This window comes from Thiocapsa sp., from assembly GCF_011390875.1.
Classification (GTDB): Bacteria; Pseudomonadota; Gammaproteobacteria; order Chromatiales; family Chromatiaceae; genus Thiocapsa.
In genome coordinates this window covers 1-7,948 of sequence record NZ_JAABRP010000208.1, presented here as the reverse complement: position 1 = coordinate 7,948, position 7,948 = coordinate 1, and the positions used below count along the sequence as shown (strand labels likewise).

The 7,948-nt window shown below is 64.6% G+C and carries 9 protein-coding genes; 6 read left to right on the top strand and 3 right to left on the bottom strand.

The genetic code is table 11. The annotated features are described in order from the left end of the window. The 3 genes from GPT33_RS15210 to nifV form a co-directional block, all read right to left on the bottom strand. Entirely contained in the window at positions 1-345 is a 345-nt protein-coding gene (locus tag GPT33_RS15210; protein WP_296810406.1) for a nitrogenase-stabilizing/protective protein NifW, read from the bottom strand. 194 nt (positions 346-539) lie between these two features. Then, positions 540-1,082 carry a hypothetical protein gene (locus tag GPT33_RS15205; RefSeq protein ID WP_296810401.1) on the bottom strand — a complete coding sequence of 181 codons (543 nt, stop codon included), beginning with the start codon at positions 1,080-1,082 and terminating at the stop codon, positions 540-542. Between the two features lie 19 nt (positions 1,083-1,101). Continuing rightward, entirely contained in the window at positions 1,102-2,250 is a 1,149-nt protein-coding gene (gene nifV, locus GPT33_RS15200; RefSeq protein WP_296810399.1) for a homocitrate synthase, read from the bottom strand. Positions 2,251-2,474: 224 nt separating this feature from the next. On the opposite strand from nifV, the gene GPT33_RS15195 reads away from it, so the two are divergent. The 6 genes from GPT33_RS15195 (at position 2,475) to GPT33_RS15170 (ending at position 7,833) form a co-directional block, all read left to right on the top strand. Beyond that, complete coding sequence (locus tag GPT33_RS15195) at positions 2,475-4,229, top strand: 2-oxoacid:acceptor oxidoreductase subunit alpha (protein WP_296810396.1); 1,755 nt, start codon at positions 2,475-2,477, stop codon at positions 4,227-4,229. Position 4,230: 1 nt separating this feature from the next. Beyond that, positions 4,231-5,067 (top strand): 2-oxoacid:ferredoxin oxidoreductase subunit beta, encoded by an 837-nt coding sequence (locus GPT33_RS15190; RefSeq protein ID WP_296810393.1) that lies wholly within the window; start codon positions 4,231-4,233, stop codon positions 5,065-5,067. Then, on the top strand, positions 5,064-5,606 hold the full coding sequence (locus GPT33_RS15185) for a ferritin family protein (protein ID WP_296810390.1): 543 nt from the start codon (positions 5,064-5,066) through the stop codon (positions 5,604-5,606). The genes GPT33_RS15190 and GPT33_RS15185 overlap by 4 nt, the downstream gene beginning before the upstream one ends. A gap of 14 nt (positions 5,607-5,620) precedes the next feature. After that, positions 5,621-6,124, top strand: coding sequence for a DUF6398 domain-containing protein (locus GPT33_RS15180; RefSeq protein WP_296810387.1), 504 nt, complete (start codon positions 5,621-5,623; stop codon positions 6,122-6,124). 330 nt (positions 6,125-6,454) lie between these two features. After that, positions 6,455-7,135, top strand: a complete 681-nt coding sequence (locus GPT33_RS15175) for a 3'-5' exonuclease (RefSeq protein ID WP_296810382.1) — start codon at positions 6,455-6,457, stop codon at positions 7,133-7,135. A gap of 431 nt (positions 7,136-7,566) precedes the next feature. Beyond that, complete coding sequence (locus GPT33_RS15170; protein ID WP_086010401.1) at positions 7,567-7,833, top strand: CopG family antitoxin; 267 nt, start codon at positions 7,567-7,569, stop codon at positions 7,831-7,833. The last annotated feature ends 115 nt before the right edge of the window (positions 7,834-7,948 follow it).

The window sequence follows — 7,948 nt, the reverse complement described above, 5'->3', positions numbered from 1 at the left end:
TCAAAGCCGGGCCGCATTGGGCATCTGCTCGGTCAGGTCGCTGAGCGCGACCCGCACGCTCTTGGGCTCGTTCATTCGAAAGACGCGGAAGACCTTCTCGGTCGCGGCATCCGAGACCACGAAATCGCGATAGGCCGACTTGAGGAGATCCGAATACAGGGCGCGACGGGCAATCCCCGAATCGGGCATCTCGTCGACCTGCTCCAAATAATCGTGGAAGCGCTGAAGGATATGCAGGCGATTGACATGGACGACCGCGGGATCGAAATCGATCTCGAAATAGGTCAGAAAATCTTCGGCGCTGGAAAGCTCCTCGAGGTCGAGGTCGAATTCATCGTCGGTCATGATCATCTCCTTCATTAAAGTCACGGTGGCATGATTGAGTCGCGGGCCGTTTTCATAAGACCGATCCGATCAGCGACGTGGCTGTTCAAGTCTCCGAAAAATCCTTTCAATCCTAAATCGCGTCCGGCGCAGACCAACCGGGGTACAGCGGGCGTCAGGGTAAGCGCGACATCGACCATCGCACAGGACGCGATTTAGCCCTTGAAGTACCGCACATTCCCCCCCGCGCCATCGAGCGCGGATCGAGTCACCGCAGACCGCGCCATCGCATGCAGCTCGCCGATGCCGAGCCGGTCGCTGGTGTCGACCTCGGCGATCTTCTCGAAGCGTTTCAATGCGCCCGCTGCATCGCCGAGGCGAAACAGGAGGTATCCCGAGCCCTTCAGCGCCAATAACAGGAATCGCGTCAGGCTCATCGAGATCAGCACGGACTGCCCGAGATCGGACTCGCGCAGGTTGCGCCAGTCGGTCGGCAGGTCGAGTCGGGCCGCGGTGAGTGCGATCGCACGGTCGGCGGTGATCAGGGCCTCGCGGTATCTGTGCCGGTAGTAGAAATAGCGATAGAGCGCAACCAGGACCGTGAGGTGCTCGGGCTGGAGGAAATAGGCGTGTAGCAGGCGATCTTCGGCGGTGTCGTCGCCGTAGCCCTCCGCCGCCTCCTCGAGGAGTCGCTCCACCTCCGGCGAGACGGGCTCGTCGAAATACATGGGCTCGCCATCGAAATCCAAGAAATCCATCAGGCTTCTCCTCCCCGGCCTACTGGACCCGGACGGCCCAAGGGTTGCCGATCTCGGCGAGGAAGCCCATCAGCTCCGGTGCCTCGGGCGCGCGCTTACTCTCGGACGCAAAGCGCCGGACCAAGGGAAGCAGCCGGTCGGCATCGTCGAGACCCAGCTCGCAGTGCAAGAGATCGGCATAGGCTTGGCGGACCGCGTGTCGGCCGGAATGCTTGCCCAGCACCAGGTGATGCCGACGCCCGACTTCGGCCGGATCGATGCCTTGATAGTTCAGCGGATCCTTCAGAAGACCGTCGACATGGATGCCGGACTCGTGCGTGAAGGCGCCGTCGCCGACCAGACTCTTGTGCCAGGCGACCGGCTTTCCGGAGGCCCGTGCGACCAGCCCGGAGAGCTCCGCGAAGGTGTGCAGGTCGATCCCGCTGTCGATGCCGTGGATGTGCTTGAGCCCCATGACCACCTCCTCGAGCGCGGCGTTGCCGGCCCGCTCGCCGAGCCCGTGGACGGTGGTGTTGAGGTGCGTCGCGCCCCCGCGCACCGCTGCGAGGCTGTTGGCGGTAGCCAGCCCGAGGTCGTCGTGGGCGTGCATCTCGATCTCGATGTCCACCATGGCGCGCAGGTCGCGCATACGCTCGTAGACCGTGAAGGGATCCATCAAGCCGACCGTGTCGGCGAAGCGAAAGCGCCGGGCGCCGGCATCTTGGGCGGCCTCAGCGGCGAGCCAGAGCAGCTCCGGATCGGCGCGCGAGGCATCCTCGGCACCGACACAGACCTCGAGCCCCATGTCCAGCGCGACCGCGACCTGGTGTCGGATCTGCGCGATGACCCAGGCGCGGTCGCGTCCCAGCTTGTGGATAATCTGCTGGTCGGAGACCGGGATCGACAGATCCACCATGTCGACGCCCAGGTCACGGCATTGCGCGATGTCGGCAGGGCGCATCCGCGTCCAGACCATCAGACGTGCCGAGAGACCGAGCGAGGCGACGGCGCGGATCGACTCGCGCTCCTCGTCGCCCATCGCCGGGATGCCGACCTCGAGCTCGGGCACGCCGAGCGTGTCGAGACCGCGCGCGATCGCGAGTTTTTCCTCGATCGAGAAGGCAACGCCGGCCGATTGCTCGCCGTCGCGCAGGGTGGTGTCGTTGATCGTGACCTGTTGCGGTTCCATGCCCAGCTCCTCGAAGTTGTTGCGACTCCTTAAGCATACGGCGTGCCATATTTTTTTATTTTTTGAATCATGATCTTGGGCACGAGCCATCGGGGCGTTGGAGGGTTTCCGACAGGCCTGACCAACGCGGCCGTGTCGCACAGACAACGGTGCTCGAAAACCTTTGCGCCGGCCGCGCCTTTGCGGTTCCAATAGTCGGTGCGATTTCAACGAGCGGAGTGCGGATGACCGATCGACCGACCCTCGCCGGGGGCGCCACCCTCGCCATCACGGGCTCCGGCGGCAGCGGGGCGGTCACGGCGGGGCTCATCCTGCTTGCCGCCGTCGGTCGCGCCGGCTATTTCGGCCTGCTCGGCCGCTCGGCCGGTCCGCAGATTCGCGGCGGGGAGTCCGCAGCCATGCTGCGCTTCGGGCTGCGGCCGATCGAGTGCATGGGCGATCGCTTTGACCTGCTCGTGGGTTTGGATTGGGAGAACGTCGCCCGCTTTGCCGACGAGCTTCCGCTCGATCGCGACAGTCTCATTCTGACGGACGCGCAGGCCGGGCCGATCCCCGAGATTCTCGTCCGTTCGGGTGCGCAGGTCCGCAGCCTCCCCTGGAAGGCGCTCGCCGATGCCGCGGCTGAAGGCCGGGTGAACATGGTCGCGCTCGGCATGGTCGGCGCAATGCTCGGACTGCCGCTGGATGCGCTCGAAGCAGGCGCTCGGACAACGCTCGGCGGCAAGGGCGGTCGGGTGTTGACCCCGTCGCTCGATTGCATCCGCTCGGGCTATTCGGCGGCAGATGCGGTGCCAGTGTCTCCTTCGGCGCTTGCCCCGGCTGTCGCGCGCTGGAACATCAGCGGCAACGAGGCCGCCGGACTGGGCGCCGTTCGCGGCGGGGTGCGATTCGTCGCCGCCTATCCCATCACCCCGGCGAGCGAGGTGCTGGAGTGGTTGGCGCCCCGCTTGGAGCTGCTCGGTGGCTCGCTGCTCCAGGCCGAGGACGAGCTGGCCTCGATCAACATGATCATCGGCAGCTCCTTCGGCGGCGTGCCCTCGTTGACGGCGACCTCCGGCCCCGGCCTCAGCCTGATGGTCGAAGGTTTGGGTCTGGCCGTTGCGAGCGAGACCCCGGTCGTGGTCGTCAACGTCCAGCGCGGCGGTCCTTCGACCGGCATCCCGACCAAGTCCGAGCAGTCCGATCTCAACATCGCACTCTACGGCTTGCATGGCGACGCCCCGCATCTGGTCCTGGCCGCCTTGGGGATACGCGATTGCATCGACACGGTCGAATGGGCGGTCGGTTTGGCCGAGCGCCTGCAGACGGTCGCGATCGTGCTGTCGGATCAGATGCTCGGCCAGTCGCGCGCGATCATCGACCCGCCCGGCGACCGGCCGTTCGGGGCAGGAGAGAGGCCGCGGCTGCTGCGTCCGATCGCGCAGGACGCGGACCCCGATCACCGGCGCTATCGGCCGGCGCCGGACGGGGTCTCGCCGATGGCCTTACCCGGATTGCCGGGCGGCATGTATACGGCCGAGGGTCTGGAGCACGGCGCGGGCGGTACGCCCTCGAGTCGCGCGATCGACCACGCCGAGCAGCTCGACAAGCGTCTGCATAAGCTGACCGGCTTCGACTATGGACCGGATTGGGCCGAGATCCGAGGCGAGGGCGACCATCTGCTCCTGACCTGGGGCTCCTCGGCGGGTCCGGTCTTCGAGGCCGCGGAGCGTCTGCGTGACTCGGGCACTCCGACACGGGCGATCGCCCTGCGCCTGCTTGCACCCCTGCAGCGCGACGCGCTGCTCGAGGCCATCGGCTCGGCCGGGTCGATCCTGGTGGTCGAGCAAAACCAGGCCGCACAGTGCTTCGCCTATCTCCATTCCCAACGCGCGCTCCCGGAGCACGCTCGGTCGTTTGCGCGCCCCGGCCCCTTGCCGTTGCGCCCCGCCGAGATCATGCGCGCGCTGACCGATCGTGACGGGCGCGAGGAGACTTGAGATGGATGTTGCCGGCATCACCCCGACCCTCCGCGCCAAGGACTACAAGTCCGACGTTGCACCCGTCTGGTGTCCCGGTTGCGGACATTTCTCCGTCCTTTCGGCAGTCACCAAGGCACTGGCGCATCTGAAGCTCCACAAGGAGCGCGTCGCCATGATCTCCGGTATCGGCTGCTCCTCCCGACTGCCGGCCTATGTCGATGCCTACGGCTTCCACGGCATTCACGGGCGTGCGCTGCCGCTCGCCTCCGGGCTCAAGGCCGCCCGGCCGGACTTGACCGTGATCGTCGCCGGCGGCGACGGCGACGGCTTCTCGATCGGCGGCAACCACTTCCTACATGCCTGCCGGCGCAACATGGACCTGACCTACATCGTCATGGACAACGAGGTCTACGGCATGACCAAAGGCCAGGCCTCGCCGACCACCCAGCCGGATTGGGCCAAGAGCAAGCTCACGCCCCACGGCACGGGCATGCGGCCCTTCCTGCCTACGGCGATTGCGCTCGCGGCCGGCGCGAGCTTCATCGCCCGCGGTTTTGCGGGTGACCCCAACGGTTTGACCAAGCTGCTGGTGGAGGCGATCGAGCATCCCGGATTCGCCTTTCTACAGGTCTTGAGTCCCTGCCAGACCTTCCGCCCGGAGCAGAAGGAGTGGAAGCACCTGGTCCATCCGGTCGAGACGGCGCCCACCGACGATCCGGTCGATGCCGCCCGCTTTATCCAGGCCGACGACGGCATGGCGCTCGGCTTGTTCTACGTCCGGCGGCTCCCGGTCTGGCAGCCCCAGAACCAACCGACCGCGACCCCCGCGGACCTGGAACGGGAGTTTGCGCTATGAGCACCCCTTCGCGCCCGCCATCGACGCAGCGCATCGAGTCCGTCGCCGAGTTCCTGGTGCATGCCCTCGAGCTCGAGCACGAATCGGCCGAGCGTTATCGCCAGCTGGCCGAGACCATGACCCTGCACCACAACCACACGGTCGCCGCCGTCTTCCGACTCCTCGCCGACATGAGCGCAGCGCATGCCTCCGAGGTGACCGCGCGCGCCGAGGGCATCCGGCTCCCCGAGATCGCCCCCTGGGACTTCAAATGGGCCTGTCCCGGGAGCCCCGAGGTCGATTGCGACGACATCGACGTCAGCTATCTGATGACTCCGCTCCAAGCCTTCGAGCTGGCCCTTTTCAACGAGATCCGCGGTCGCGACTTCTACGCGTTCGTCGCGACCGATTCACCGCAGCCGCAGGTCCGCGCCCTTGCCGCCGAGATGGCCGCGGAAGAGAACGAGCACGTCGAGCTGGTCGGCAACTGGGTCGAGCGCGAGCGCCTGGTCGCAATCCGTATGCCCGAGGACCTGGATCCGCCGAATCTGCAGGGCTAACAAGTTAAGACGCCATGACAGGACAACAAACAGAGCGGGTGCCGATCGCGCTCCAGGGCCGGTACGACACGATCACCGCGTTGACCGACCAATTCTGCGAGTCCCATTTGAATACCGAGTACCGGGATCTCTGTCGACGAATGGTCGCGAAGCTCTGCCGAAAACGACCCTCGCCGCTTGCCACGGGCAAACCGAACATCTGGGCCTGCGGGATCGTTTACTCGGCCGGACGAGTCAACTTTCTGTTCGACAAAAGCCAGACCCCGACCATGACTGCCGACGAGCTCTGCTCACCCTTCGGCGTCAGTAAGAGCACGGGCTCGACGAAGTCCACCGCGATCCTTAAATGGCTCAACTCCCACCAAGGCGATCCCAATTGGACACTCCCCAGCCGCCTTGGCGCCAATCCGCTGGCCTGGATGATCCGGGTGAACGGCTTCATCCTCGACGCCAGACAGGCCCCTCGCGAGATTCAAGAAGAGGCATTGCGGCTCGGGTTGATCCCCTATCTGCCATGAGCCATCCGTGATCGAAGACCGCCCCGTCCAGGAGCGATGAAGGTGATCGTAGCGAAGCGACAGCACCCCGGGATCGACGACTTGCAGTCGTCCTCTTCCGCGGCCCCAACGGCCTGCGGGGTCGAGTTTTTGACCGAGGTCAGGGATCGTCATGGGTGGGGTATGGCCGACAATGCTATGCTCCCGACAGGGTTTGGGATCCATGGACGGCAGTCGTGCACCATTGGATCCGCGCGTGCCGGTCGAGACGTCTTCGCCATGCCAAGGACCGGATCGGATCGGCATCTCTGACCAGCAAGTGCTTCGGCGGCAACGAGGAGACAAAGAGGGATGGATCCGGTTGTAGTGATCGACTTCGAGACGACCGGCCTGTCGCCGGACATGGGCGACCGTGCAACCGAGATCGCGGCCGTCTTGATCCGCGACGGGCGCATCGTGGATCAATACCAGAGCCTGATGAATGCCGGTCGGCGCATCCCGTCCTTTATCGAGCACCTCACCGGGATCAGCAACGCCATGGTGCGCGAGGCACCGCCGGCCAGCCAAGTCATGGCCGAGGTTGCAGACTTCGTCGGCGACTATCCCCTGGTCGCCCACAACGCCTCGTTCGACCGCAAGTTCTGGGATGCCGAGCTGGCACGCATCGGGCGCAGGACGCCGCAAGCCTTCGCCTGCTCGATGCTGGTCTCCCGTCGCGTCATGCCCCAAGCGCCCAACCACAAGCTTGGCACCCTGGTCGAATACGCCGGGTTACCGGTCACCGGCCGCTATCACCGGGCACAGGCCGATGCCGAGATGGCCGCGCATCTGACGCTGTATCTGGAGCGCGCATTGATGGAGCGGTTCGGACTCACCGAGGTTAATCACGACCTGCTCGGGCGGATTCAGCGGACGGCGAAGACCCAGCTTGAAAGCTGCATCGCGCGTTACGGCGGATTTCGCGCGGCGGAGAAGGGATCCAACGGCAAGACGGGGCATCGTCAGCGCAGCCGATCGGGCGCAGCATCATGACGCTGCCGAAGATCGGATCAAGACCTGAGCCCGATGCCCCTTGTTCCCGCACTTATGGCTTTGCTCCATGAGCGGGCCCGGCTGTGTGGTACATTTGAGACCTGCGCCCAGGTTCCTTGACCCCGCGTTTCTCTCTAGAACACCTTCGCCCAGATGATCACAGAAATTCTCTGGCCCGAGGACAGAATCGATCATATCTCTCGGCATGGCGTAAGCCCCGATGAATTCGAAGAAGTATGCTTTGCGCCGTCGTTGCTTCTCCGAGCAAGGTCAGAGGGCGCCAACCCGGTCTATCATGTTCTCGGAGAAACACGTAGTCACAAGCATCTGCTTTGCATTGTCATCCAGTTTCCCGACGGCAAGGGATATCCCGTTACGGCTCGTCCGATGACCGATCGCGAACGGGCACGATATCTGCGGTGGAAAAGAAAATGAAACACCTACCGACAACCGACTCAATCTCGGAGCTCGCGGCCTTTTGGCAGGTCCACGATCTCACGGATTTCGAAGATGAACTCGTCGAAATCAGCGAACCGGTATTCCAGCGCGCAGAGGAAGTTTCCATTCGTCTGGCATCCGAAGACATCTCCGCTCTCCGAAGAAGAGCAAGGCGCGAGCACCTCTCTGAAGCGGACCTGATATCAAGATGGGTGCATGAGCGTTTGCGCGGGAACGAGAATTCGCCAACAAGTCGCTAAAGGCAAAATGGGGCGTCGGCAGCGCAGCCGATCGGGCCGGCATCATGATGTTGCCGAGGACCGGCGCTCGGTCCAGGCGCCAGATGCTCGTCGATCGCGATTGCGATCATGACCG